Source organism: Mesorhizobium bavaricum (genome assembly GCF_056781655.1).
This window is the reverse complement of sequence record NZ_CM165566.1, coordinates 1,689,807-1,713,151: the sequence shown is the minus strand read 5'-3', so window position 1 is coordinate 1,713,151 and position 23,345 is coordinate 1,689,807. Positions and strand designations below refer to the sequence as shown.

The 23,345-nt window shown below is 61.5% G+C and carries 28 protein-coding genes and 1 tRNA gene; 14 read left to right on the top strand and 15 right to left on the bottom strand.

The features are described 5' to 3' along the window. Positions 1–296: 296 nt before the first annotated feature. Entirely contained in the window at positions 297–467 is a 171-nt protein-coding gene (locus AC1RZR_RS08390; RefSeq protein WP_481828204.1) for a hypothetical protein, read from the top strand. Between the two features lie 281 nt (positions 468–748). Here the strand turns inward: AC1RZR_RS08390 and AC1RZR_RS08385 are convergent, their stop codons facing one another. From AC1RZR_RS08385 to AC1RZR_RS08365, 5 genes are all read right to left on the bottom strand, one after another. Continuing rightward, entirely contained in the window at positions 749–1,006 is a 258-nt protein-coding gene (locus AC1RZR_RS08385) for a hypothetical protein (protein WP_481828203.1), read from the bottom strand. Further along, entirely contained in the window at positions 1,006–1,305 is a 300-nt protein-coding gene (locus AC1RZR_RS08380; protein ID WP_481828202.1) for a hypothetical protein, read from the bottom strand. The genes AC1RZR_RS08385 and AC1RZR_RS08380 overlap by 1 nt, the downstream gene beginning before the upstream one ends. 43 nt (positions 1,306–1,348) lie before the next feature. Continuing rightward, on the bottom strand, positions 1,349–1,909 hold the full coding sequence (locus tag AC1RZR_RS08375) for a hypothetical protein (protein ID WP_481828201.1): 561 nt from the start codon (positions 1,907–1,909) through the stop codon (positions 1,349–1,351). 35 nt (positions 1,910–1,944) lie between these two features. Then, positions 1,945–2,430, bottom strand: coding sequence for a hypothetical protein (locus AC1RZR_RS08370; protein WP_481828200.1), 486 nt, complete (start codon positions 2,428–2,430; stop codon positions 1,945–1,947). An 81-nt stretch (positions 2,431–2,511) separates the two neighbouring features. Continuing rightward, complete coding sequence (locus tag AC1RZR_RS08365; RefSeq protein ID WP_481828199.1) at positions 2,512–2,742, bottom strand: helix-turn-helix domain-containing protein; 231 nt, start codon at positions 2,740–2,742, stop codon at positions 2,512–2,514. 104 nt (positions 2,743–2,846) lie between these two features. Here AC1RZR_RS08365 and AC1RZR_RS08360 point away from each other — a divergent pair, with 104 nt between their 5' ends. From AC1RZR_RS08360 to AC1RZR_RS08350, 3 genes are read left to right on the top strand one after another with little or no spacing between them, the layout of a single operon-like run. Next, positions 2,847–3,350 carry a hypothetical protein gene (locus AC1RZR_RS08360; RefSeq protein ID WP_481828198.1) on the top strand — a complete coding sequence of 168 codons (504 nt, stop codon included), beginning with the start codon at positions 2,847–2,849 and terminating at the stop codon, positions 3,348–3,350. After that, positions 3,347–3,673: a hypothetical protein gene (locus AC1RZR_RS08355; protein ID WP_481828197.1), complete on the top strand. Its 327-nt coding sequence runs from the start codon at positions 3,347–3,349 to the stop codon at positions 3,671–3,673. Before AC1RZR_RS08360 ends, AC1RZR_RS08355 begins: the two co-directional genes overlap by 4 nt. Then, a complete protein-coding gene (locus AC1RZR_RS08350) occupies positions 3,670–3,915 on the top strand; it encodes a hypothetical protein (RefSeq protein ID WP_481828196.1) in 246 nt (81 codons plus the stop codon). The genes AC1RZR_RS08355 and AC1RZR_RS08350 overlap by 4 nt, the downstream gene beginning before the upstream one ends. Positions 3,916–3,970: 55 nt before the next feature. Here the strand turns inward: AC1RZR_RS08350 and AC1RZR_RS08345 are convergent, their stop codons facing one another. From AC1RZR_RS08345 to AC1RZR_RS08330, 4 genes are all read right to left on the bottom strand, one after another. After that, complete coding sequence (locus AC1RZR_RS08345) at positions 3,971–4,912, bottom strand: hypothetical protein (protein WP_481828195.1); 942 nt, start codon at positions 4,910–4,912, stop codon at positions 3,971–3,973. 156 nt (positions 4,913–5,068) lie between these two features. Next, positions 5,069–5,143 (bottom strand) — tRNA-Glu (locus AC1RZR_RS08340). A 90-nt stretch (positions 5,144–5,233) separates the two neighbouring features. Then, positions 5,234–5,641 (bottom strand): VOC family protein, encoded by a 408-nt coding sequence (locus AC1RZR_RS08335; protein WP_481828194.1) that lies wholly within the window; start codon positions 5,639–5,641, stop codon positions 5,234–5,236. Positions 5,642–5,672: 31 nt separating this feature from the next. Then, entirely contained in the window at positions 5,673–6,056 is a 384-nt protein-coding gene (locus tag AC1RZR_RS08330; protein WP_481828193.1) for a fimbrial protein, read from the bottom strand. A 26-nt stretch (positions 6,057–6,082) separates the two neighbouring features. On the opposite strand from AC1RZR_RS08330, the gene AC1RZR_RS08325 reads away from it, so the two are divergent. The 3 genes from AC1RZR_RS08325 to AC1RZR_RS08315 all read left to right on the top strand — a co-directional run bounded on the left by AC1RZR_RS08325 (position 6,083) and on the right by AC1RZR_RS08315 (position 9,373). After that, positions 6,083–7,138 (top strand): RluA family pseudouridine synthase, encoded by a 1,056-nt coding sequence (locus AC1RZR_RS08325; RefSeq protein ID WP_481828192.1) that lies wholly within the window; start codon positions 6,083–6,085, stop codon positions 7,136–7,138. A gap of 212 nt (positions 7,139–7,350) precedes the next feature. Then, a complete protein-coding gene (gene rpoH, locus AC1RZR_RS08320) occupies positions 7,351–8,262 on the top strand; it encodes an RNA polymerase sigma factor RpoH (protein ID WP_378922708.1) in 912 nt (303 codons plus the stop codon). A 181-nt stretch (positions 8,263–8,443) separates the two neighbouring features. Further along, complete coding sequence (locus AC1RZR_RS08315) at positions 8,444–9,373, top strand: class I SAM-dependent methyltransferase (protein WP_481828191.1); 930 nt, start codon at positions 8,444–8,446, stop codon at positions 9,371–9,373. Between the two features lie 45 nt (positions 9,374–9,418). Here the strand turns inward: AC1RZR_RS08315 and AC1RZR_RS08310 are convergent, their stop codons facing one another. The 4 genes from AC1RZR_RS08310 to AC1RZR_RS08295 form a co-directional block, all read right to left on the bottom strand. Beyond that, positions 9,419–10,336, bottom strand: a complete 918-nt coding sequence (locus AC1RZR_RS08310; protein ID WP_481829040.1) for an MBL fold metallo-hydrolase — start codon at positions 10,334–10,336, stop codon at positions 9,419–9,421. Between the two features lie 220 nt (positions 10,337–10,556). Beyond that, complete coding sequence (locus AC1RZR_RS08305) at positions 10,557–11,216, bottom strand: peroxiredoxin (RefSeq protein ID WP_477269374.1); 660 nt, start codon at positions 11,214–11,216, stop codon at positions 10,557–10,559. A 227-nt stretch (positions 11,217–11,443) separates the two neighbouring features. Beyond that, positions 11,444–11,809 carry a cell division protein ZapA gene (locus AC1RZR_RS08300; RefSeq protein WP_477269372.1) on the bottom strand — a complete coding sequence of 122 codons (366 nt, stop codon included), beginning with the start codon at positions 11,807–11,809 and terminating at the stop codon, positions 11,444–11,446. 12 nt (positions 11,810–11,821) lie between these two features. Next, the gene (locus AC1RZR_RS08295) at positions 11,822–12,094 is read right to left on the bottom strand and encodes a DUF4164 domain-containing protein (protein WP_013529251.1); all 273 of its coding nucleotides are present in this window, start codon (positions 12,092–12,094) and stop codon (positions 11,822–11,824) included. 261 nt (positions 12,095–12,355) lie between these two features. Here AC1RZR_RS08295 and tkt point away from each other — a divergent pair, with 261 nt between their 5' ends. From tkt to AC1RZR_RS08260, 7 genes are all read left to right on the top strand, one after another. Further along, positions 12,356–14,347, top strand: coding sequence for a transketolase (tkt, locus tag AC1RZR_RS08290; protein ID WP_481828190.1), 1,992 nt, complete (start codon positions 12,356–12,358; stop codon positions 14,345–14,347). 214 nt (positions 14,348–14,561) lie between these two features. After that, positions 14,562–15,572, top strand: a complete 1,011-nt coding sequence (gene gap, locus AC1RZR_RS08285) for a type I glyceraldehyde-3-phosphate dehydrogenase (protein ID WP_477269367.1) — start codon at positions 14,562–14,564, stop codon at positions 15,570–15,572. A gap of 218 nt (positions 15,573–15,790) precedes the next feature. Further along, positions 15,791–17,680: a potassium/proton antiporter gene (locus AC1RZR_RS08280; protein ID WP_481828189.1), complete on the top strand. Its 1,890-nt coding sequence runs from the start codon at positions 15,791–15,793 to the stop codon at positions 17,678–17,680. 146 nt (positions 17,681–17,826) lie between these two features. Then, positions 17,827–19,023 carry a phosphoglycerate kinase gene (locus AC1RZR_RS08275; protein ID WP_477269363.1) on the top strand — a complete coding sequence of 399 codons (1,197 nt, stop codon included), beginning with the start codon at positions 17,827–17,829 and terminating at the stop codon, positions 19,021–19,023. A 183-nt stretch (positions 19,024–19,206) separates the two neighbouring features. After that, positions 19,207–20,232: a class I fructose-bisphosphate aldolase gene (locus tag AC1RZR_RS08270; protein ID WP_481828188.1), complete on the top strand. Its 1,026-nt coding sequence runs from the start codon at positions 19,207–19,209 to the stop codon at positions 20,230–20,232. A gap of 228 nt (positions 20,233–20,460) precedes the next feature. Continuing rightward, complete coding sequence (locus AC1RZR_RS08265) at positions 20,461–21,201, top strand: DUF899 domain-containing protein (protein ID WP_481828187.1); 741 nt, start codon at positions 20,461–20,463, stop codon at positions 21,199–21,201. Positions 21,202–21,262: 61 nt separating this feature from the next. Beyond that, on the top strand, positions 21,263–21,979 hold the full coding sequence (locus AC1RZR_RS08260) for an SGNH/GDSL hydrolase family protein (RefSeq protein ID WP_481828186.1): 717 nt from the start codon (positions 21,263–21,265) through the stop codon (positions 21,977–21,979). Positions 21,980–22,009: 30 nt separating this feature from the next. On the opposite strand, the gene AC1RZR_RS08255 is transcribed toward AC1RZR_RS08260, so the two are convergent. Together AC1RZR_RS08255 and AC1RZR_RS08250 are read right to left on the bottom strand one after the other, a co-directional pair. Further along, positions 22,010–22,171, bottom strand: a complete 162-nt coding sequence (locus AC1RZR_RS08255; protein WP_082525434.1) for a hypothetical protein — start codon at positions 22,169–22,171, stop codon at positions 22,010–22,012. A gap of 115 nt (positions 22,172–22,286) precedes the next feature. Further along, positions 22,287–23,234 (bottom strand): ring-cleaving dioxygenase, encoded by a 948-nt coding sequence (locus AC1RZR_RS08250; RefSeq protein WP_481828185.1) that lies wholly within the window; start codon positions 23,232–23,234, stop codon positions 22,287–22,289. Positions 23,235–23,345 lie beyond the last annotated feature (111 nt).

The window sequence follows — 23,345 nt, the reverse complement described above, 5'->3', positions numbered from 1 at the left end:
ATCGTCGAAGACTGTTTCCATTGGCCGACGCTAACAGGCGTCAGGCAACAAGGCGTTAACGCTACGAGGGCATCCAGGCGAGCGCAACCGCAACTGGAAACCGACCTTTGGTCAAGGGACTTAGGGACTTCAGTCTTAATTGAGCTATTTCTAATATGCCTATAGCTTAGGCAACGCGGGAGGGACGTCCAATCAAAACCCGCAGTGACCGGTGCGGCTTTCGCATCCCCAAGATAGCCCCAAGGCCGCACCGGCCATCGTATCCACACGGTTCAGCCCGGTGGGCAAGGTGAAGTATGCCAGCCGGACCTGAGCTGCCCGCAAGAACCACCTACATCGTCAGCGTTTTCGAGGCTCCGCATTGGCGCACCGTACTCACCACGAAGGACAAGCAAGCGGCCTTCGATATGGCCAAGGAGATCGGCGACAGGGTGCGGATTGAGGAAATCACGCCGAAGCCGAAATAAGCGGAGGGCGGGCCCGACACCTTTGGCTTTGGGAACTCCGAGACGCCGGGCCCTTGGACCGGAGAGATGGGTGAATCTCCCAAGCCCCGTCTATAATGTGCCTCTGATATAGGCCGATGGCAATTTCACTTCCGCAAGCGCGAACGCCTACGAAAGCAGCAGGTAAGCGCCCATAGCGGCCATCAGGAGGCAAGCGGCCATGCCAACCATATCGCGCTGCCTGTAGCGCCAAACGGCGCCAGCGAACATCGTGGCGGTGATGGCAGCGATGTAGACCGGGATCAATGCCACCAACCTGCCGCGCGTCCGACCTCGACCATCGCGCCGACACAGGTGGCGAGTGTGGCGAAAAAGGCCAACCATCGCTCAAAGCTTGCGAGCTTTCTTTCGGTGACAAGCTTCTCGCCGTCCCAATAGAGTTCGTTCGTCTTGGGATCGATGCCGATATGGCTCAGGCCGTCGAGGCTTATGATTTTGACGTGTTTGGGCCAATGCGTCGGCGCGGTGCTATTTGAATACGCCTGAGGGCCGTCAGCCATCAACCGACTATCCGTTCGATCGTGATTTTCTTCCCTCGGGAGAGTGCGACCAGCAACCCGAGAATGATATCCCCGAAGAGCCAAAGCCAAAGTAGCATGCCGACCGCGAGTGTCCCGCCGATGGCAGTGCCAGCCTGTCCGGCGGCATCAGTGGTGGCTTGAAAATGCTCACTGGAAATCTTGATGGCGTAGAAGATCCACAGCCCCATCAGCGCGTTGAAGGCCAGGAACATCCACCAGAAGATCATGCCGAAGAAACCGCGCCTGCGGGTTTCTACACGTTCGATCCGTGTTGCCATTGTATTGCCTCTCCCATTGCTTCCCGTGCACACCACCGGGTTGTTAGAAAGAATCGACGGTTCCGTCCTGATAGACAATTCGCTTAACGGAGACTTCTGTCTTCGCAGTCCCTGCAGCAACAGGACCAATCATCTTGCTGTACGCATCGTCGTGCATGAACTGGTTATCTTCCCAAAAGAAAAACGTATCGCTCTCTGTCGATCCACCGGGCAGTATGCTTATGTCCAACTTGCTATCGTTGGCCAAAATCTCGTCGCCAAATGCATCCCTGATGGTGATTAAGAGGGCCAATGCTGAGACGCGTTTTGCGGACGCGTTCGAGAAGGAGAGATGTAGCTCAATCCTTGAGTTATAGATACGCTGGCTCAGGTTCTCCTCTCGAACAGTGAAGCGCGCCAGCGCCAGTTTAACTGGCGAGTCGGGCATGCTAGCTGACGGCTCTGCTTTCAGCGGGAGCGGTTCATTCGGCTTTAGCGCATCGTAGCAGGCTAGTCTGTCGACGCCGTCTACCAGTTGCCGACAATTTTCAATGTTTTGGAAGGATTGGGCGTTGGCGGCGCACGCGAACACAAGCGAAAAGCTCGCTAGAACCAGCTTGAACATCCCATTTACTCCCCATAGCCGCTAGTAGAGCGAGATCAATTCTTCACGTTGCCCTTAAGCACTTGGTCTCTCAACCAACCGGTCTGCGTGAAGTTATCTACGACCACCGAGTACCACGCCGCATTCGCCTTGCTTGCTGACATGGATCCGTATTCGCACATTGAGAGGCCACGAACCGGGGTTCCGTAAGCGTTCGGCGCGTCGTAGCTGATGAAGAGCGTAAACTTTGTGGGTGGATCCTTGTCGCGAACATCGTCGTTGTACATCCTGGTCCACAAATCCCGATCCGATTTAGTGGTCGCATCGCGGTCCTTTAGATAGTCTACCAAGGACAGTGGTTCGGAACTTTCCGTAATTTCTACCCGCTTGTAGCCGGCAGGTGCGAGAAGGCGTTTCTTTAAGACTGACTCGCAAGCTCGGGTCATTGGCGATACGAACGGATTGTAATCACTGTTAAGCACAAAGAAGGCCGCAACTGCCGCGACAGCAGCAGTTGAGGCCATAAACAGCCATCTGTTCAAGGAAAAGCCCTCCCATCCCCTGCGATGACAATCGCGCAACTTGAAAGCGCGCGCAAGCGGGCTCCCCGAAGGGCGTAGAGGTTAGGGCTTCCTCAACCTCACCCCGGCGCCGCCGCCATTCTCGGGGATGAACTCGACGCCGGCCGATTCGAGAGCGGTCTGAATTGCTCTCAGCGTCGACGCCTTAGGGTCGCTGGTCCCGCTCTCAAGATTGTTCAGGCCCGTTGTCGATATCCCCGCGCGCTTCGCAAGCTCTGCTTGTGTCAGACCGAGCATAGCCCGGGCGCCTCTGATTTGATGTGGTGAGATCATGCCGCAATCTACGGCGAACTAGAGATAATATCAACTGCGCTTGACACTTTCGGCGCTTGTGGTTAATTCAACCACGCTTGATAATTTCTCAATAGGAGCACCTGATGCCGAACACCCATGTTCCGGCGGCCGGCGAAGCTATGCCTGCTGCCGAGGTAATGCCGATCATCGGAAGATTTTCCCGCCGCGCCCTGCTTAGCGCCTTCGCCATTCCAGCCTTGGGGACGCTTTCCGTGCTTCCGGCGCCCCAACTGCCAGAACCAGCCATCGGGGGACCATCATGGAAGGCGCACGTATATGGCGCGTCCACCAGCCCGTACCCGATAGAATTCGAGAAACTGGGCGCCAGCACGATCTTGGATGGCTTCCGGCAGTGGCGAGACCGTCAACAAACGGATCTGGACGGTATCAGCGACGAGGATCTAGACCGCTACATCGCGGATGTAGATGACATAGTTGGAGGGATGGTTGCAGCACCCGCAACCACGGCGGCAGAGTTCGCGGCGCAGTTCATGGTCGTCTGTAGCGGCGACACGATCGAGTGCCAGAACGCCGCCCGCAAACTCCATGCTCACGCGCAAACTCTTATTCGGGGGCTGCGGCTATGAGCGCGCATATCAGAACGTTGAAGCCCCTTGGAATGCCGAAGGGCATGGACCCGCGCACATGGCGCCAGTCCGTCGAGAAGCGCCTGAACGACCTCCTGGACCGTGCCATGTCGCTCATCACGGCGCTCGATCTCATGGAAGCAGATTGCGATCTGGAGGAAACGGCCGACGACGAGCCGTCCCTTGGGTGCCTCGATGATCTGGAGCAGGACAACAGCGACTATGAGGAAGGCGGGGACGCCGAACCGTGCCCAGATATCTACGGCGAAACGATCATGTGGCCCGACGACATGAAGTCTCAGGAAGTGCTGGTGTCGCCATGACTGGCCCGAGTGACAGCCTCGATGATCTGGAAGGCGACATTCGCCACGTCTCGACGCTCATCCGCACAATCTACGATGTCGCGACCGATACGCCCATGCCGGTAAACGCATCCGCGAGGGAGGCCATGCAGCAAGTTCTAGATCTGCTCTGGATAGCTCGTGACCTCGCCGAACAATTGACCGTCAGCGCTTCAGCCTGCCACCATAGGGTGATTGATGAACGCAAAAAAACCGCCGGCTGAAGCTTCCCGCCAATTGGCGGACCCGGCCCGCTGCCTCACGGTGGCGGGCTTTTCGTTATCCTCTTACAGCAGCGGGTCTCAAGGCCTCAGCCAATCGATCTTTCCAGCCTTCCACGTGCACGATTCGCGCTTCGTGGAGTTCATTATTTAGAATTTCCGCCTTCGAGTTTTGAGACGTGAGCTCCCAGTTTTGGTTGAAGATATAGATCGCATTATCAATTCGAATGCTCTCAAGAGCCACCTTACCGACCTCAGGGAACTCATAAGCAAGGTAGTCCTGAAAACCGCCGTGCCCTACATAGATATTCGTAGGGCCGTGACTTCGGATTGTCTCAAGGCGATCCTCAATTACTCGCTGAACGTTTGCTCCTGCGCGACCTATCGCAGGCGCTATATGTTCTCGGATCCTCTCCCAAGGATATGCCCCTTGGGGAAGCATCTTCCAATTTACGGTACGCAGAATCGGCGGCTGGTATGCCTGCAAGTCGGCCGTCACCAGATCACACTCTCCGAAAAGCTCCAGAAACAGGTTTATCGTGTGCCTATTTCGCTCGACGTCCTGTTCGACATGTCTAAGGATGGGAGATGTGAGAAGAATCTCAGCCGCTGCATTTGCGACCGTCAACTGAACAGATGGAGGGCTTACGAACTCACGAGGATAGCAGTCGCGGTGAATATCCCGCATTTCCTCATGTTCTTCAACCGCACCCCGGCCAGCCCATTGTTTCCATTTCCAAGAGACAGTTCGGATGTAGCGCGATTCCTTCGGTTGATCTCTGAATACGTTCCATCTCCCATTTGAGTTAAAACGCGATACGGGACCGATCGGAGCTGGCAAGACTGTATCGCCCACTTCCGGATCTTCAGAGAAGCCTGCCCGGATGAGCCTGTTGGCAGGTATCCCGTGTAAAGCTTTGATGACGCGAAAAGACGCGCCAGCAGGTATCAACGCCAAGTAGTTCTCGACATTTATAACTCTGCTCCGTTGGATTGGCATGTTCTCCCCCTCGTGTCGCATCCATATCACCTGGACCTGTCTATAGTCGCAGGAACGCGTGCGAAAGCAACGGTTGCCGTTCACACAAATTCGCAGGGGTTTATTCGGCGGATATTCGATGAATAAGGGAGAAGGTCGCTAAGTGCTTGAAATCATTGGTACGCCCAAGGGGAATCGAACCCCTGTTCCCGCCGTGAGAGGGCGGTGTCCTGACCGCTAGACGATGGGCGCGTTCAAGAACCGGCGATATAGGCTGACGGCTGGGAAAAAGCAACTGGGGTTCGGCCGCTTTACCGCATCGCGGAAAAACTGGCCACAAGCCTACGTTTTCGGCTCGATCAGATCCCAGAGATTGCCGTGCAGATCGGCGAAAACCGCCACCGTGCCATAGGGCTCGAAGCGCGGCGCCTCGCGGAATTCGACGCCCTTCTCCAGCATCGCCGCGTGGTCTCGAGCAAAGTCGTCGGTTTCGAGGAACAGGAAGACACGGCCGCCGGTCTGGTTGCCGATGCTTTTCCCTTGTGCCTCGTCGGAAGCCTCGGCCAGCAGCAACCTGGCGCCCTGCCCGTTGGCCGGCGCCACCGTGACCCAGCGTTTGCCGCCGCCGAGATCGACATCCTCGACGAGCAGGAAGCCCAGCCGCTCGACATACCAGGCAATCGCCTCGTCATAGCTGGCGACGACCAGGGCGACGGTCGCGACGCGGCGATGTTCGGCGAACCCGGTCATCCCTGAGGCTTGCTCCTGTGTTGCCGCCCGCTCATTTGTTGCGAATTGCAAAACGGCCGATCAGACGGCGCTCTGTCATGTCGTAGACGAAGATCGTGCGACTGCCGTCAGTGAGCTCGGCGTCGATGGAGACGCGATTGCCGGACAGCGACTGGCTGACCACCTTGGCGCCGACGGGCAGCACGATGTCGCCGCTGACCGGCTCGCCGGCTGGCACCTGGATGTCACTGGCCAGCGCCGGGTTCGCCGGCGGTGCGTTGCGCGCTTTATAGACAAGGGCACCGATCACCACCATAAGGGCGAGGAACAGCAGGCCGAGATTGATCCCGACGAAGCGGACGAGTTTCCTGCGCACCTTTTCGACATCGGGGTCGAGCGGTTTCTCCTGATCTTCCTCGGCAATTGGGCTGGCCATGGCAAATAGTCCGGAACGGTTTTTCAATGAGCGCTCATAGCGAAGAGGCCCCTGAATTGATAGAGGACCAATTCATCGCGGCAGCCCCCACCGTGCTGGTGGCCAGCGCGGATGCGGCCGGTCAGCGCCTCGACCAGTGGCTGGCAGCGAGCCTCGGCCCGGATATGTCGCGCAGCCGCGTGCAGATGCTGATCAGGCAGGGCGCGGTCTCGGTCGACGGCAAGCCCATCAGTGAGACCAAACGCAAGATGACGCCGGGCGAAAGCGTCTCGGTGGCCATGCCGGAGCCGGAGCCGGCGGAGCCACAGGGCGAGAGCATCGCGCTTGATGTGCTCTATGAGGATGACGAACTGATCGTCATCAACAAGCCGGCTGGCCTTGTCGTGCATCCCGGCGCCGGCAACTGGACCGGCACGCTGGTCAACGCGCTGATCCATCATTGCGGCGACAGCCTTTCCGGCATCGGCGGCGTGCGCCGGCCGGGCATCGTCCACCGCCTCGACAAGGAAACCAGCGGCGTCATGGTGGTCGCCAAGACCGACCGCGCCCACAAGTCGCTGTCCGAAGCCTTCGCCGATCACGGCCTGACCGGCGATCTCGAACGCGCCTATCTGGCTTTGGTCTGGGGCATACCGCAGAGGCCTACGGGAACGGTCGACGCACCGCTCGGCCGTGCCGCCGACCGCGTGCGCCGCGCCGTGGTTCCGGAAGGACGCGACGACGCCCGCCATGCCGTCACCCACTTCGCCGTGCGGGAGCGCTTCGGCGTCGTTCAGCAGGAGTTCGCCACCGCCAGCCTGGTCGAATGCCGGCTCGAGACCGGCCGCACCCACCAGATCCGCGTCCACATGGCGCATATCGGCCATCCGGTGATTGGCGACCCCGACTATGGCCAGGCCTTCCGCACCAAGGCCAACCGCCTGCCCGAACCGCTGAAAAGCCAGGTCAAGGCATTTTCCCGGCAAGCTTTGCATGCCTGGCTCCTTGCATTTCGCCACCCGACTACCCATTTATCGATGAGGTTCGAGGCGCCGACACCGAGGGACATGGAGGAACTCGTCAACGGCTTTCGCAAGCTCTGAACCGGTCACCAACAAGCTTCAAGCTAGCCATCAAAAAACCTGACTGGCATTGTTCACTTCAGCGTGACACACTGTTTCGTGTTGAACAAACGCCTGTCTTTTCTGGTTTTGTTCCTGTATAAGATCTGATGTCGCGGGCGAGCCTTTTGGTGCTCGCGTCACATGCCCGCCGCGTTTCGGGGGCATCACTCCAATAGAGAGGGGGCGCTATCATGGCCCAGTCATTACCCAGTATCGTTTCCGGCGAAGGCGGCCTCAGCCGCTACCTGGAAGAAATCCGCCGCTTTCCCATGCTGCAGCCGCAGGAAGAGTACATGCTCGCCAAGCGTTATGCCGAGCATGAGGACACCTCCGCCGCGCACAAGCTCGTCACCAGCCACCTCAGGCTCGTCGCCAAGATCGCCATGGGCTATCGCGGCTATGGCTTGCCGATCGGCGAAGTGATCTCGGAAGGCAATGTCGGCCTCATGCAGGCCGTGAAGAAATTCGAACCCGAGCGTGGCTTCCGCCTCGCGACCTACGCCATGTGGTGGATCAAGGCCTCGATCCAGGAGTACATCCTGCGCTCGTGGAGCCTGGTCAAGATGGGCACGACCGCCAATCAGAAGCGCCTGTTCTTCAACCTGCGCAAGGTGAAGGGCAAGATCCAGGCGCTCGACGACGGCGACCTCAAGCCCGACCAGATCGCCGAGATCGCCACAAGGCTGAACGTTTCCGAAGCCGAAGTGGTGTCGATGAACCGGCGCCTGTCGGGCGACGCCTCGCTCAACGCCCCGATCCGGGCGAGCGAAGGTGAATCCGGCGAATGGCAGGACTGGCTGGTCGACGACCACGAAAGCCAGGAAGAGATGCTGATCGAGCAGGACGAGCTGGAAAACCGGCGCGGCATGCTGTCGGGCGCTCTTGCCGTGCTCAACGAGCGCGAGCGGCGCATCTTCGAGGCTCGTCGCCTCGCCGAGGAGCCGCTGACCCTGGAAGAGCTGTCGGCCGAGTTCGACATCAGCCGCGAGCGCGTGCGCCAGATCGAGGTGCGCGCCTTCGAGAAGGTGCAGGACGCGGTCAAGGCCGCCGCTAAGCGCCAGACCCAGGCGCTGCGCACCATCGAGGTCCAGCCGGCGGCGTAAAGCCAGCTTCGGCACCGAAACAAACACAACGGCGGCGTCAGGAAACTGGCGCCGCATCAGGCCCGGTCTGCCGGGCTCGAAGCCTTGCGAGTTGCACGCTAGCGGTTCCGCCTTGGCGCATGCCGGGCTTCCTTGTGACAGCGAGCGCCCCTATAAGCACCATCATAGGGTGGAGCTGGTCATGCGTTTTGCTATCGATTCGGTTAGGCAACATTTCGGGTCGTTGGTCGTGATTGGCTGGTCTGAAACAGGAAAGCCGGTTCTAGTGGTCAATGGCATCGAGCACCAAGGCGCGTCGGTTCCCATGTCCCGCCCGGACGTCGTCGATGTGTTTGGTGAATCGGCCGGAGAATGGGGCTGGATGGCCATTTTTCATGTGCCGGAACCCATCGACCTCGCAGATGGTACTGTGGTCGCGATAAGGGACGGCAAGCAACTCCATATCGTTGAAATCACGGCGCTTCCGCTCGAGCAGCAAATGCAGGCGTCATCCATTTTTGTTGATTTCATGCAGATCATTCGGGACGCTCAGGAAGGTCAGGCGATTCTGGAAATCGGAAGCCGCGCCCGAAGTGGAATATCACGGCGCGATATGTTCGTGCCCAAACTGAAATATGTTGGGCTGGATATCATGGCTGGCCCAAACGTCGATGTTGTCGGCGATGCTCACAATCTGCCGGTGGAATTGAACAATCGATTCGATTTTGCTTTTTCTGCCTCGACCTTCGAACATTTGCTAATGCCTTGGAAGGCGGCACTGGAACTGAACCGGGCGCTCAAGCCAGGTGGCATCGCCTATATCCAAAGCCACCAGACGTGGCCGATTCACGAGGAGCCGTGGGACTTCTTCCGATTCTCCAAATATGCCTGGACCGGACTGTTTAATGTCCACACCGGATTCGAAATGGTTCGCGCCGATCATTGGCACAACGCCTCTATTGTTCCCGGCTTTCCTATCGGCGCGCTCAAGGGCTTGGGAGATCAGCCGGCCTTTATGTTGAGCGCGTGCATCGTTCGCAAGATTAGTGATCCCTTGGTCATCTGGGCAGGCAATCCCGCTGAAATTACCGACCTGAACTACGACCACGCGCTGCCAGTCACCGCGGTGTAAGCGGGCAGCACCGCGGATCAACTGCGGGCAGAAACAAAAACAGGATTAGCGCCAATGCGGCGACCCAAAAGTGTCGAGTGGAAACTTTAGATATCGCCGGCCATTGGCTTCCGGGTCCGGCAGCCGTCCGCCATTCATGTTGACCTGCAGCGCATGCAGGATCAGCCTCGGCATCGGCAGTGTCCTGTCGCGAGTTTCACGCAGGGCGACGAAATCAGCCTCGGTGCGCGCGGCAACGAGATGGATGTTGCCGGCTTTCTGCTCGCCGATCGTACTTTCCCACAACGGCTCGCGCCCACCGGCCTGATAGTCATGGCCGACGAAAACGCGCGTCTCGTCAGGCAACGCCACAATGTCCTGGATCGAGTGCCAGAGCCGCGCGGCGCTGCCGCCTGGAAAGTCCGTCCTCGCCGTGCCGCTGTCGGGCATGAACAGCGTATCGTGGACGAAGGCGGCATCACCGATCACATAGGTGATCGAGGCCAGCGTGTGCCCGGGCGAGAACAGCACCTTGACCGGAAGGGTGCCGACCCGGAAGGTCTCGCCTTCTCCAAACAGCCTGTCCCACTGCGAACCGTCGGCGGGAAAATCCGGCCAGTTGTAGATCGCCTTCCACAGTTTCTGGACGTCGACGATCCTGTCGCCGATCGCCGTGGGCGCTCCGGTCTTCTGCTTCAGGTAATGTGCCGCCGAGAAATGATCGGCGTGCGGATGGGTATCGAGGATCCACTCGATGCTCAGCCCCTGCTCGCTGACAAAGTCGAGCAAGGCATCGGCATTCCCGGTCGCCGTGGCGCCGGACTTCTCGTCGAAGTCGAGGATCGGATCGATGATGGCGCATCGCTTGGTTGCCGGGTCGGCGACGACATACTGGATAGCCCCGGTTGGCTTGTCGTAGAAGCCGCGGACCTGCGGCCTGGCCAAAGCTACGTCCAATTTCGGTTTCCCCAACCCTTGATGCATGTCGCCCAAAGTGGCCCCGGTTTCGGAGAGCGACATGCATAAAAACAAAGACCTACAGTGCGTCGCCTGAATCCGTTCGGACGCGGCGCACTTTGGTCGGCAGGAATGATTTTCTCTACCGGCACCCGAGAAGAGCATGGTTGTCCGCTCGGGTGACCCAGTCAAGTATCATTTCGCTCGCAGCAGCGAGAAAGCCAAAAACCGTTCCGAAGGGTCGCGGTCAGGCGGTCGGCTGCTTGGTCTTCCTGAGATAGGGCAGGATGGTTTCGTAAGCGCCGAAACGCTTGATTGCATCCTCGTTGGAAACCGCGGCGGTGATGATGACATCCTCGCCCTGCTTCCAGTTCGCCGGCGTCGCCACCTGGTGTTTGGCGGTCAGCTGCATGGAATCGACCGCGCGCAAGATCTCGTCGAAGTTGCGGCCCGTGGTCATCGGGTAGGTAAGCACCAGCTTGATCTTCTTGTCCGGCCCGATGACATAGACCGACCGCACCGTGGCGTTGTCGGCGGGCGTGCGGCCCTCCGACGTCTCGCCGGCGCCCCCAGGCAGCATGTCGTAGAGCTTGGCGACCTTGAGGTCCTTGTCACCGATCAGCGGATAGTTCACCGAATGGCCGGTCGCCGTCTTGATGTCGTCCTGCCATTTGCCGTGGCTTTCGACCGGATCGACCGAAATGCCGATGATCTTGACGTTGCGCTTCCTGAAATCGCCCTCCAGCCCGGCCATCGTGCCAAGCTCGGTCGTGCAGACCGGAGTGAAGTTCTTCGGATGGCTGAACAGGATCGCCCAGCCGTCACCGATCCATTCATGGAACTTGATCGTCCCTTGTGTGGTCTCGGCGGTGAAGTCCGGCGCGATGTCGTTGATACGAAGGCTCATGGCACATCTCCCCTGTAACAAATTTCGCCAGCAGGGAGGACGGCGGGCGGCAAATCACGCCGCCATCGAGGCGTCCACGCTCCGGCATGGCCGCATCTTAGCGCAAAAATCGTGACCGCGAGATAATATGAAACTCTTGTCGGCGGCAGAACGAGTATTTTTGTGCTGCCGACGGGCAACGCTGGCGCATGCGAGCTTTGGGATGGACAGAAAGGCTGCGTGCCGCCTCAGGCCTTGTTGACCGCCAGCGTCGCCGTCAGGTCTTCCATCCGCTGCGCCAGCGCGCCAAGCGCATTGGTCAGCACGCCGTCGTTCTTGTCGGCCTTGGTCAGCGCATCGTCGCGCGTCTTGCGCAAGGTCAGCACTTCGCTTTCCATTCCCTTGACGCGCTTCTGCAGTTCCGAGAGTTCGTCCATCACCATGATGCCGGCCATGACGGTGAGCCGCTGGTCGCCGATCTCGCCAAAGGAGTCCTTCAGATGCAGGACATAGCGGTCGAAGCGTTCGGCAAGATCGATCAGGTGCTCTTCCTGGCCTTCGTCGCAGGCCATCCGATATTGCTTGCCGTCGATGGAAACCGTGACTTGTGCCACCTGTCCAGCCCCCTATCTGTCCAACACAGCGCGGATGGTTTCCATGGCGGTCACCAGCCGTCGCGATACTTCCTTGTTGGCGTCTTCCAGCCTTTCGGCGCGCGCTTCGGAATTGTCGAGTTCCTGCGCCAGCCGGGAGCGGTCGGCATTCATCCGCTGCACCTCGGCCTCGGCTTCCGAGTAATCGCGTTCGTGCTCGAGCTTGGCGGCAACGGCATTTTCCAGCCCCTCGATGGCCTTGCCCAGCCTCGCGATGACTTCCTTGAGTGTGGCTTCCCCGGTCATGGCCTTCGTCCTGTGCCCTGCCCATCACCGAATCGTTCGCGTTCAGAACGCGTTATCCGTGAAACATTAGGCACCGGGTGAAGGCAACGTCAACAAAGCTCTCGCGACTGTCCCCTGCTAACGCTAATGTAGGCCCGCCGCCGGCTTCACAAGACCGGCAAAGGCACACCGATTTGTTGACTAAAACCCCGCGCCTGCTATGTGTCGCGCACCCTTTTCAAGGCTATCCCAAGCCCCCAAACCCCCAATTCTGGAGGAACCATGACGTCGCGTGAACAACATGACCGGATGGCCAATGCGATCCGCTTTCTCTCCATGGACGCTGTCGAAAAAGCCCAGTCCGGCCATCCCGGCCTGCCCATGGGATGCGCCGACATCGCCACGGTGCTGTTCACGCGCTTCCTGAAATATGATCCCAAGGCCCCGCACTGGGCCGACCGCGACCGCTTCATCCTGTCGGCCGGCCATGGCTCGATGCTGCTCTATTCGCTGCTGCATCTGACCGGCTACGAGGACATGACCCTCGACCAGATCAAACACTTCCGCCAGTTAGGCTCGAAGACCGCCGGCCACCCTGAATATGGTCACGCCACCGGCATCGAGACGACGACCGGCCCGCTCGGCCAGGGCCTCGCCAATTCGGTCGGCTTCGCCCTCGGCGAGCGCATCATGAACGCCGCTTTCGGCAACGACCTGGTCAATCACTACACTTATGTGCTGGCCGGCGACGGCTGCCTGATGGAAGGCGTCAGCCAGGAAGCCATCGCGCTTGCCGGCCACCTCAAGCTCAACAAGCTTATCGTCTTCTGGGACAACAACAACATCTCGATCGATGGCCCAGTGTCGCTCGCCGACAACACCGACCAGGTCGCCCGCTTCCAGGCTTCCGGCTGGAACGCCAGCCACATCGACGGCACGGATCCCGAAGCGATTGCCTATGCCATCGAAGCCGCCCGTCATTCCGACAAGCCGACGATGATCGCCTGCAAGACGACCATCGGTTTCGGCGCGCCGACCAAGGCCGGCACCAACAAGGCGCACGGCTCGCCGCTCGGCGCCGAGGAGATCGCCGGCGCGCGGAAGTTCTTCAACTGGGATTCGCCGCCCTTCGAGATTCCGGCCGACATCCTCGACGCCTGGCGCACAGCCGGCAAGGCCGGCGTCAAGGCACGCACCGACTGGGAAGGCCGCCTCGGCAAGGCCGATGCGAAACTGAAGGCTGAGTTCGAGCGCCGCCTCAGTGGCAAGCTGCCGTCTAACTTCGACGCCGTCATTGCCGACTACAAGAAGAAGCTCTCGGCCGACAAGCCGAAGGTCGCTACCCGCAAATCGTCCGAGATGGCGCTCGAAGTCATCAACGGCGCCGTGCCCGAAACCATCGGCGGCTCCGCCGACCTGACCGGCTCCAACAACACCAAGACCAGCCAGACCAAGAACATCACGCCGGACGACTACGGCCAGCGCTATGTCCACTATGGCATCCGCGAGCATGGCATGGCCGCCGCGATCAACGGCTTGACGCTGCATGGCGGTCTCATCGCCTATGGCGGCACCTTCATGTGCTTCTCCGACTATGCCCGCCCGTCGATGCGGCTTGCCTCGCTGATGGGCATCCGCTCGATCTTCGTCATGACCCATGATTCCATTGGTCTGGGCGAAGACGGCCCGACCCACCAGCCGGTCGAGCATATGGCGGCACTTCGCGCCATCCCCAACCACAATGTCTTCCGTCCGGCCGATGCGGTGGAAACCGCCGAGTGCTGGCAGATCGCTCTCGAGTCGGAAAAGACGCCCTCGACGCTGGCGCTGACCCGCCAGAACCTGCCGACGGTGCGCACCGAATTCGTCGCCAAGAACCTGAGCAGCCAGGGCGGTTACGAACTGGCCGCCGCCAGCGGCGAGGCCGCGGTGACGATCTTCGCCACCGGCTCCGAGGTCGAGATCGCGCTCGCCGCCCGCGAATTGCTGGAAAAGCATGGTCATCCGACCCGCGTCGTATCGATGCCTTGCTTCGAACTGTTCGACAAGCAGAGCGACGACTACCGCAAGAAGACGATCGGCAACGCGCCGGTGAAGATGGCGATCGAAGCCGGCATCCGCCAGGGTTGGGATCATCTCATCGGCTCCGATGGCATCTTCATCGGCATGACCGGCTTCGGCGCCAGCGGCACCATCGAGCAACTCTATCCGCATTTCGGCATCACTGCTGATGCAGCTGCGAAGGCAGCGGAAGCCCGCCTGCACGGCAAGTAAAGGCCTATGCATGTTGCCCAAAAGCGTATCGCGGTTTTGGGACAGCGACATGCATGGAACAAAAAGGCTCCGGCGAAACCGCGCAAGGCGATTTCGCCGGACTGGCCCAACCTAATCGATTTAAATCCACGTCGCTGCGGCTGGATTCTTTCCGCTTCCGCCGCTATGAAGCTGCGGACCCATCGTCTGGCCCCCAGCTCCCAGGGAGAGAAAAATGACCGTCAGAGTTGCCATCAACGGATTCGGCCGCATCGGCCGCAACATCCTGCGCGCCATCCATGAATCCGGCCGTAAGGACATCGACGTCGTCGCGGTGAACGACCTCGGCCCGGTCGAGACCAACGCCCATCTCTTGCGCTACGATAGCGTGCATGGCCGATTCCCGCACGAAGTCTCTGTATCCGGCGACCAGATCACCGTGGGCAAGGAAACGTTCAAGGTCACCGCGATCAAGGACCCGACCCAGCTGCCGTGGAAGGAACTCGGCATCGACATCGCGCTCGAATGCACCGGCATCTTCACCGCCCGCGACAAGGCCGCCGCGCACCTGACCGCCGGCGCCAAGCGCGTCATCGTCTCGGCTCCGGCCGAAGGCGCCGACCTCACCGTCGTCTACGGCATCAACCACGACAAGCTGACCAGGGACCACATCGTCATCTCGAACGCGTCGTGCACCACCAACTGCCTGGCCCCGCTGGCTGCCGTGCTGCACGAGACGGTCGGCATCGAAAAGGGCATGATGACGACGATCCATTCCTACACTGGCGACCAGCCGACGCTGGACACCATGCACAAGGATCTCTACCGCGCCCGCGCCGCGGCACTTTCGCAGATCCCGACCTCGACCGGTGCCGCCAAGGCGATCGGCCTGGTGTTGCCCGACCTCAAGGGCAAGCTCGACGGCATCTCGATCCGCGTGCCGACCCCGAATGTCTCGGTCGTCGATTTCAAGTTCATCGCCAAGCGGTCAACCACCGTCCAGGAGATCAATGAAGCGGTCATCGCCGCTTCCAACGGCAAGCTGAAGGGCATTCTCGGCGTCACGCATCACCCGAACGTCTCGATCGACTTCAACCACGATCCGCGGTCCTCGATCATGGCGCTCGACCAGACCAAGGTGATGGACGGCAACTTCGTTTCGGTGCTGTCCTGGTACGACAACGAATGGGGTTTCTCCAACCGCATGTCCGACACTGCCGTCGCCTTCGGCAAGACCATCGCCTGATCGCAACGCTTTCTTTTCGAGACCTGAAACGCCCGGCTTTGTCCGGGCGTTTTTCATGAGAGCGCCGTGCGCCTTCTCAAATTGTGTCCTGAGCGCCAAAGCGCCCGAAAATCAGCGGCATAGGGCAAAAAGCCACCCTGCCGCCTTGCACTGGTCACGTCTTCGCCCCACTCTGCCGTAAACCAGGAGACAGGTGAATTTGAGGGGCTGATTTCACGATGGAGCATGCGATCTATCTCGTCACGCTGGTCGGCACAGCGCTTGTTGTCGCCGCCGCGTTTTCGAGCCTGATCGCCTTCCGCTTCGGCGCCCCGCTTCTGCTTCTGTTCCTCTGCATCGGATTGGCCACCGGAACAGACGGTCTCGGCATCCAGTTCGACAACGCCCGGATCGCCTATTTTGCCGGCTCACTGGCGCTGGCCGTTATCCTGTTCGATTCCGGTTTCGGTACGCCGCTCAACGCCTTGCGGCAGGCGGCAGGCCCGGCCCTGTCGCTGGCGACCTTCGGCGTGCTTCTCACCACAGGCCTGTTCGGCACCGCCGCCCACTATCTGCTCGACCTCACCTGGCTGGAATCCTTCCTGCTCGGCGCCGCCGTCGCCTCCACCGATGCCGCGGCGGTGTTCTTCCTGCTGCGCGCCGGCGAGATCAATCTGCGCGAACGGGTGCGCTCCACCCTCGAGGTGGAATCCGGCACCAACGATCCGATCGCCATCTTCCTGACCATCACGCTGGTCGAGATCATCGCCGCCCACGTCAACCCCGAGGCCCATGTGCTGGTCGCCAGCCTGTTCCTCGGTTTCCTTGTCAATATGGGCCTCGGCGCCGTCGTCGGCGTGCTCGGCGGCCTCGCCATCGTGCGCCTCGTCGACCGGCTCAATCTCGATCACGGCCTGCTGCCGATCTTCGTGCTGACCCTGTCGCTGATGATCTTTGCCGCCGCCGGTGCCATTGGCGGCTCGGGCTTCCTGGCGGTGTACATCGCCGGCCTGATCGCCGGCAATTCCGACATCCGCGCCGTCACCATCCTGAAACGCTTTCAGGACGGTATGTCGTGGCTGGCGCAGATCATCATGTTCCTGATCCTCGGCCTGTTCGCGACGCCGTCGCAGTTTCCGGCGATCATGGTACCGGCTGTAGCGCTCGGCCTGTTCCTGATGTTTGTCGCGCGGCCGGTCGCCGTCTGGCTCTGCCTGATCCCGTTCCGCCTGCCGCGGCCCGAGGTGGCCTTCGTCTCCTGGGTCGGCCTGCGTGGCGCGGTGTCGATCCTGCTCGCCATCACCCCGCTGCTCGGCGGGTTGGAAAACGGCCGTGTCATCTTCAACACCGCCTTCATCATCGTGCTGGTGTCACTGGTCATCCAGGGCTGGACGGTCGGGCCGCTGGCGCGCCGCCTGGGCCTGATCGTGCCGGCCCGCCTTGGCCCGCTGGACAAGGTCGAGCTGGAATTGCCGGGCTCCGCCCATCACGAGCTTCTTGCCTATCGCGTCGCACACGGCAGTCCGGTGGCGCGCGGCGAGCGCATCCCGCGCTGGGCACGGCCCTCGCTGGTATTGCGCGACGGCCGCTCGATGCGCTTCCAGGACATGGGCCGGCTCGCCGCCGGCGACCAGGTCTACATCTTCGTGCCGGACCGCTATCCACGCCTGCTCGACAAGTTGTTCGCCAGCCGCGCGGTGGTCGACCCCGAGGATGCCGATTTCTTCGGTGCTTTCGCCGTCGACCCGGCACGTTCCGCCGCCGAACTGGAGGCGGCCTATGCGCCGGGCCTGACCGAAGCGGAACAAAAGCTCACCGTCGGCGCATTGGTCACGACGCGGCTCGGCGGCCATGCCGAATATGCCGACCGCGTGCTGCTCGGCTCGATCGAGTTGATCGTCCGCGACGTCGACGACAAGGGCAAGATCACAGGCCTCGGCCTTTCCTTCGAGCCGACCGCGCCGGTGGCGCGGGTGCCGGTTTTCCTGAGCGCCGGCGAGATCGGCGACCGTCTCTCTGCCTTTATCCGCAACTGGCGCAAGCCGACTGAAACGCAACTGGCAGAGACGCGGGCGGACGACAAACCGGCGCCGGAGCCGGCGGCGGAAAAGGCGACGCCCGAGAGCTGACACAGCGATCGTTCGCGCTGCCTCATGTCCGCCTGCCGGCCCAGCCTTGGCACGGACTTCAAAATTTCGCTTCCGCCGCGGCCTAAGCCTTGCATCATCGTTGGCGCGGGGTATGGTCCCGGCGATTTTTCGCGAAAGGAATCCGCATGGCCGCCTTCAAGACCCTCGACGACATCGGCAACATCAGCGGCAAGCGCGTGCTCGTGCGCGTCGACCTCAACGTCCCCGTCGCCGACGGCAAGGTCACCGACGCCACCCGCATCGAACGCATCGCCCCAACCATCGCCGAGCTCTCCGGCAAGGGAGCCAAGGTCATCCTGCTCGCCCATTTCGGCCGCCCCAAGGATGGTCCCTCGTCCGAATTCTCGCTGGAGCCGATTGCCAGGGCGACGGCTGAGGTGCTCGGCCGCCCCGTCGGCTTCGCCAGCGATTGCGTCGGTGACACGGCGGGAAGCGCCATCGCCGCCATGGACAAGGGGGATGTGCTTCTGCTCGAAAACACCCGCTTCTACAAGGCCGAGGAAAAGAACGATCCGGCCTTCACCGAAAGGCTTGCCGCCGGTGGCGACATCTTCGTCAACGACGCGTTTTCCGCGGCGCATCGCGCCCACGCCTCCACGGAAGGGCTGGCGCGTCTGTTGCCGGCCTTCGCCGGCCGCGCCATGCAGGCGGAGCTCGAAGCGCTGGAGAAGGGTCTGGGAAATCCGGTCCGTCCGGTCGTCGCCATTGTCGGCGGCGCCAAGGTCTCGACCAAGATCGATCTGCTGATGAACCTGGTGAAGAAGGTCGACGCACTGGTCATCGGCGGCGGCATGGCCAACACCTTTCTCGCCGCGCGCGGCACCGATGTCGGAAAGTCGCTGTGCGAGCATGACCTCGCCAACACTGCCAAGCAGATCATGATCGAGGCGGCCGAGGCCGGCTGCGCCATCATCCTGCCGGTCGACGGCGTCGTCGCGAAGGAATTCAAGGCGGGTGCCGCCTGCGAAACCGTCGCCATCTCGGATGTGCCGGCCGACGGCATGATCCTCGATGTCGGCGCCAAAACGGTGAAGACCATTGGGGAATGGATCGACCGCGCCGCGACTCTGGTCTGGAACGGTCCGCTCGGCGCCTTCGAGATCGCGCCCTTCGACCATGCGACGGTGGCGGCGGCGAAGCACGCGGCGGCGCGCACCAAGGCCGGCAAGCTGGTCTCGGTTGCCGGCGGCGGCGATACGGTGGCGGCGCTCAACCATGCCGGCGTCGCTGACGACTTCACCTATGTCTCGACCGCTGGCGGCGCTTTCCTGGAGTGGATGGAGGGCAAGCCGCTGCCCGGCGTCGATGTGCTGAAGCGCTGAAGCAACTGCAGCCAGGCGGAAACGCCTGGCTGCAGCGAATGCGGCTGAAACGAACAACCCGATCAACACAAGGAGAGCCGACGGGGGCTCTCAAGACTTTCAATCGATTCGAGCTTTCCGATGCCATTCCTTTGGCGGTAGACTTCCGTTAAGCGCGGAAACAACCGTTTCAGGAGAAGCAGAATGAGCGAACGTCTCGAAGACATTGCCGCCGCGATCGTGGCTGATGGCAAGGGCCTGCTGGCCGCCGACGAAAGTTCCGGCACCATCAAGAAGCGTTTTGACGTCATCGGCGTCGAATCGACCGCCGACAGCCGCCGCGACTACCGCGAGATGATGTTCCGCGCCAGGGAGGCGATGACCCGGTACATTTCCGGCGTCATTCTCTACGACGAGACGATCCGCCAGAAGGCCGCCGACGGCACGCCGCTGGTCGACATCATCAAGGCGTCCGGCGCCATCCCCGGCATCAAGGTCGACGCCGGCGCCAAGCCGCTGGCCGGCTTCCCCGGAGACACCGTCACCGAAGGGCTTGACGGCCTGCGCGAACGCCTTGCCGACTACCACAGGCTCGGCGCCCGCTTCGCCAAATGGCGCGCGGTGATCGACATCGACAGCGGCAAGGGCGTGCCTTCGGCCAATTCGATCAGCTCGAACGCCCATGCGCTCGCCCGCTATGCGGCGCTTTGCCAGGAGGCCGGCATCGTGCCTATCGTCGAGCCGGAAGTGCTGATGGACGGCGCCCATGACATCGACACCTGCTATGAGATCTCGAAGGCGACGCTGATCAAGCTCTATGACGAGCTCCATGCGGCGCGTGTCGTGCTCGAGGGCACGATCCTGAAGCCCAACATGGTGCTGGCAGGCAAGAAGTCGGGCAAGGTGAGCAGGCCGGAAGAAGTCGCGGAAAAGACCATAAAACTGTTCCGCGAGACCGTGCCGGCGGCGGTACCGGGCATCGCCTTCCTCTCTGGTGGCCAGGAGGACGAGGAAGCGACCGCCAACCTCAACGCCATCAACGCGATCGGGCCGCATCCGTGGAAGCTGACCTTTTCCTATGGCCGCGCGCTGCAGGCCGCCCCGCAGAAAGCATGGAGTGGCAAGGCGTCGAACGTCGCCGCCGGTCAGGCCGCCTTCACCCACCGCGCCCATATGAACCATCTGGCGGCACTCGGAAAATGGAAGGCGAGCCTGGAACAGGCCGCCTGACAGGGCTTTCCCTCTTCCTTCAAGCCCGGGCCGCTGCGCCCGGGTTTTTTGTTTGTGGCGTACCTGGGCTTGGGATGGGCTTCTCCGTCCTTATTTCCTCTCCGGCGCTGAAGCATGATCCCGAAAAGTGGAATCCGGTTTTCGGAGAAGATCATGCTCGAACAACACCGGCGATGTCGGCTTTCGCCCATCCCGAACGTCCTTGGGATGACAGACAGGGAGAGGTTCATGCATCGCAACAAGGTCGTTTCGCGCGAAGACTGGTTCCAGGCGCACAAGGCACATCTGGCCCGCGAGAAGGAGCTGACGCGGCTTCGCGAGCGCATTTCGGCTGAACGGCGTGAACTGCCCTGGCTGAAAATCAGGAAAGACTATGTCTTCGAGACCGGGCAAGGGCCGAAAAGACTGGCCGACCTGTTTGCCGGAAACAGCCAGTTGATCGTCTACCACTTCATGTTCGGGCCGGGGTGCAATCATCATTGCGAGGGCTGCTCGTTCCTTGCCGACCATATTGACGGCGCCGACCAGCATCTCAGGCATCACGACGTGTCGCTGGTCGTGGTCTCGCGGGCGCCGCTGGCCGAACTGCTGCCCTACAAGCAGCGCATGCGCTGGAAGTTCGACTGGGTGTCGTCCTATGCCTCGGATTTCAACTTCGACATGCAGGTCTCCTTCACCGACAAGCAGATCGCCGCCGGCGATACCACCTACAATTTCGAGACCCGTCCCCGGACGTCGAAGGAACTTCCCGGCACCAGTGTTTTCTACCGGGACGGGACCGGCGACATCTTCCTCACCTTCATGTCGCGCGCCCGTGGCGGCGAGGCGTTGATCGGCACGTATGATTATCTCGACATGACGCCGAAGGGCCGCAACGAAGCCGGCCCCTACCACGGCCTGATGGATTGGGTACGGCTGCATGATGAATATGGCGACAGGTCTGGAACACAGGAGACCTGTCATGATTAGGGCACGCGACAGGCATCCGCCGGTCGTTCACGTCAGGCGCAACATGCGCTAAAGGATGCGCATGCAGCGCCTTCTCGCCCTCCTCACCTGGCTCGCTTACCCGGTCTATGTCTGGCAAGGCCTCGGCGTGCGCCGCCGCACCACGCGCATGCTTCCGGCGCAGGGGCCGGTCATGCACGATCTCGCCGGCAAGGCGCCGCCAATCTCGCTTCTGGTGCTGGGGGATTCTTCGGCCGCCTCAGTCGGCATCGGCAATTCGGAAAACGGACTTGCCGCGCAACTCGCCGTGCTGATTGCGCAGAGTACAAGCCGCGCCGTGCGCTGGCGGGCCGCCGGCTTCAATTCGGCGACCTCGGGCCAGATCCGCGACCACGTCCTGCCCAATCTGTCGGCGGATCCGTGGACGCATATCGTGCTCGCCATCGGCACCAACGACACCAAGAATTTTCACTCGGTGCCGCGCTTCAAGAAGGAGTTCGGCGGCCTGCTCTACGCGCTGCGCGCCAAATGGCCGGAGGCACGCGTGGTGTGGTCGCCGGTGCTGGAGTTCACGCGGGCGCCGGCGATGCCGCCACTGCTCGGCAAGATCCTCGAGATCCGCGCCGCCGCAATGAACCGGATGGGCGAGCGCCTTTGCCTGGAGCGCGGCGCGGTGCCGGCACCGCGCCTGCCGATCACGAATCCTGAAGAGGGTTTTGCCTCCGACGGATTTCACGCTTCGGAAGCCGGCTACCGGGCCTGGGCCGAGCATCTCGTCGGCCCGGTGCTTGCCAGCTGAACGACTGGCGGCGGCCTTGCTCAGTGCGGGCTATGTCCAATGTCCGAGCACGGCCGTTATGGAAATTGCCGCCATCGCCAGCAGCGCCAGCTTCCAGAAATCGCTGCGCCGCTTCAGCCCCGGCCAGCCGAGCGGCTTGATCAGCTGGATGACCATGATGCCAACAATGACGAGCGCGAGAAGTTTCGACATGCCGCCTTTGAACAGCAACGCGGCCGGCTGTCAAAGCGCCTCGTTCATTCCCGGGAGAGAATGGACGCCGCGATCCCGAACCGGGTACGCGGCACCCACCCTTGACCGGGGCAATCTACTTCAGCGGCTTGAGGCCAGCCTCGATCGAGGCACGCTTCGGTTCGAGGAACGGCGGCAGGGCCAACTTTTCACCCAGCGTTTCCAGCGGCTCGTCGGTGGTGAACCCCGGCCCGTCCGTGGCGATCTCGAACAGGATGCCGTTCGGCTCGCGGAAATAGAGCGAGCGGAAATAGTAGCGCTCGACCTCGCCGCTCGACGGCAGACGGAATTCGGCCAGCCGCGCCGTCCATTGATGCAGCGTCTCCTGGTCCGGCGCCCTGAAGGCGACGTGATGGACCGCACCGGCGCCTTGCCGTGCCGGCGCCAGACCCGGCTGCACCAGGACATGCAACTCCGCCGCCGGGCCGCCCTCGCCCATTTCGAAGACGTGAACCTGGCCCTCTGGCGAGGCATGGTCGCGAGCCTTGCGCATGTTCATTACCTGCGTCACCACCGCCTCGGTGTTGGTGATGTCGGGAACGCTGATGACGATCGGCCCGAGCCCGCGGATCTGGTGCTCGGCCGGCACCGGGCTTTGCGCCCAGGGATGGCTATCGCCCTTGCCGCCATCGCTGACGAGACGCAGGCGCTGGCCCTCGGGATCCTCGAAATCCAGGCAGGGGTAGCCGCCAACGTCGGCGATCTCACTCGTCACGATGTTTTCGCCGGTCAGGTGCTGCTTCCACCAGGCAAGGCTTTCCTGGCTGCCGACCCGGAGGCTGGTCCGCACGATGCTGTGCGTGCCGCGCCGCTCACGGCCAACCGGCCAATCGAAGAAGGTGAGGTCGCTGCCCGGTGTCGCTTCGCCGTCGGCATAGAAGAGGTGGTAGGCCGAGGTATCGTCCTGGTTTACTGTCTTCTTGACCAGCCGCAAGCCCAGCACCTTCGTATAGAAATGAAGATTTCCAGGCGCATTGGCGGTGATGGCGGTCAGATGATGGATTCCTGTCAGTTGCAGGCTCATGGTCGTCTCCCTGTTTTTGGGGGAAGAATTTTCTCCTTCCATATCAGAACTGTGGCCACGTCACTGAAGGCCGCGTATCCGGACAGTCCGTCGCCAGAGATTAAACAGTGG

Excerpts from the sequence above, each read along its gene's own strand:
- AC1RZR_RS08390 (WP_481828204.1), top strand. The coding sequence starts at position 297 with ATGCCAGCCGGACCTGAGCTGCCCGCAAGAACCACCTACATCGTCAGC.
- AC1RZR_RS08385 (WP_481828203.1), bottom strand. The coding sequence starts at position 1,006 with ATGGCTGACGGCCCTCAGGCGTATTCAAATAGCACCGCGCCGACGCAT.
- AC1RZR_RS08380 (WP_481828202.1), bottom strand. The coding sequence starts at position 1,305 with ATGGCAACACGGATCGAACGTGTAGAAACCCGCAGGCGCGGTTTCTTC.
- AC1RZR_RS08375 (WP_481828201.1), bottom strand. The coding sequence starts at position 1,909 with ATGTTCAAGCTGGTTCTAGCGAGCTTTTCGCTTGTGTTCGCGTGCGCC.
- AC1RZR_RS08365 (WP_481828199.1), bottom strand. The coding sequence starts at position 2,742 with ATGATCTCACCACATCAAATCAGAGGCGCCCGGGCTATGCTCGGTCTG.
- AC1RZR_RS08360 (WP_481828198.1), top strand. The coding sequence starts at position 2,847 with ATGCCGAACACCCATGTTCCGGCGGCCGGCGAAGCTATGCCTGCTGCC.
- AC1RZR_RS08355 (WP_481828197.1), top strand. The coding sequence starts at position 3,347 with ATGAGCGCGCATATCAGAACGTTGAAGCCCCTTGGAATGCCGAAGGGC.
- AC1RZR_RS08350 (WP_481828196.1), top strand. The coding sequence starts at position 3,670 with ATGACTGGCCCGAGTGACAGCCTCGATGATCTGGAAGGCGACATTCGC.
- AC1RZR_RS08345 (WP_481828195.1), bottom strand. The coding sequence starts at position 4,912 with ATGCCAATCCAACGGAGCAGAGTTATAAATGTCGAGAACTACTTGGCG.
- AC1RZR_RS08335 (WP_481828194.1), bottom strand. The coding sequence starts at position 5,641 with ATGACCGGGTTCGCCGAACATCGCCGCGTCGCGACCGTCGCCCTGGTC.
- AC1RZR_RS08330 (WP_481828193.1), bottom strand. The coding sequence starts at position 6,056 with ATGGCCAGCCCAATTGCCGAGGAAGATCAGGAGAAACCGCTCGACCCC.
- AC1RZR_RS08325 (WP_481828192.1), top strand. The coding sequence starts at position 6,083 with ATGAGCGCTCATAGCGAAGAGGCCCCTGAATTGATAGAGGACCAATTC.
- rpoH (WP_378922708.1), top strand. The coding sequence starts at position 7,351 with ATGGCCCAGTCATTACCCAGTATCGTTTCCGGCGAAGGCGGCCTCAGC.
- AC1RZR_RS08315 (WP_481828191.1), top strand. The coding sequence starts at position 8,444 with ATGCGTTTTGCTATCGATTCGGTTAGGCAACATTTCGGGTCGTTGGTC.
- AC1RZR_RS08310 (WP_481829040.1), bottom strand. The coding sequence starts at position 10,336 with ATGCATCAAGGGTTGGGGAAACCGAAATTGGACGTAGCTTTGGCCAGG.
- AC1RZR_RS08305 (WP_477269374.1), bottom strand. The coding sequence starts at position 11,216 with ATGAGCCTTCGTATCAACGACATCGCGCCGGACTTCACCGCCGAGACC.
- AC1RZR_RS08295 (WP_013529251.1), bottom strand. The coding sequence starts at position 12,094 with ATGACCGGGGAAGCCACACTCAAGGAAGTCATCGCGAGGCTGGGCAAG.
- tkt (WP_481828190.1), top strand. The coding sequence starts at position 12,356 with ATGACGTCGCGTGAACAACATGACCGGATGGCCAATGCGATCCGCTTT.
- gap (WP_477269367.1), top strand. The coding sequence starts at position 14,562 with ATGACCGTCAGAGTTGCCATCAACGGATTCGGCCGCATCGGCCGCAAC.
- AC1RZR_RS08280 (WP_481828189.1), top strand. The coding sequence starts at position 15,791 with ATGGAGCATGCGATCTATCTCGTCACGCTGGTCGGCACAGCGCTTGTT.
- AC1RZR_RS08275 (WP_477269363.1), top strand. The coding sequence starts at position 17,827 with ATGGCCGCCTTCAAGACCCTCGACGACATCGGCAACATCAGCGGCAAG.
- AC1RZR_RS08270 (WP_481828188.1), top strand. The coding sequence starts at position 19,207 with ATGAGCGAACGTCTCGAAGACATTGCCGCCGCGATCGTGGCTGATGGC.
- AC1RZR_RS08265 (WP_481828187.1), top strand. The coding sequence starts at position 20,461 with ATGCATCGCAACAAGGTCGTTTCGCGCGAAGACTGGTTCCAGGCGCAC.
- AC1RZR_RS08260 (WP_481828186.1), top strand. The coding sequence starts at position 21,263 with ATGCAGCGCCTTCTCGCCCTCCTCACCTGGCTCGCTTACCCGGTCTAT.
- AC1RZR_RS08255 (WP_082525434.1), bottom strand. The coding sequence starts at position 22,171 with ATGTCGAAACTTCTCGCGCTCGTCATTGTTGGCATCATGGTCATCCAG.
- AC1RZR_RS08250 (WP_481828185.1), bottom strand. The coding sequence starts at position 23,234 with ATGAGCCTGCAACTGACAGGAATCCATCATCTGACCGCCATCACCGCC.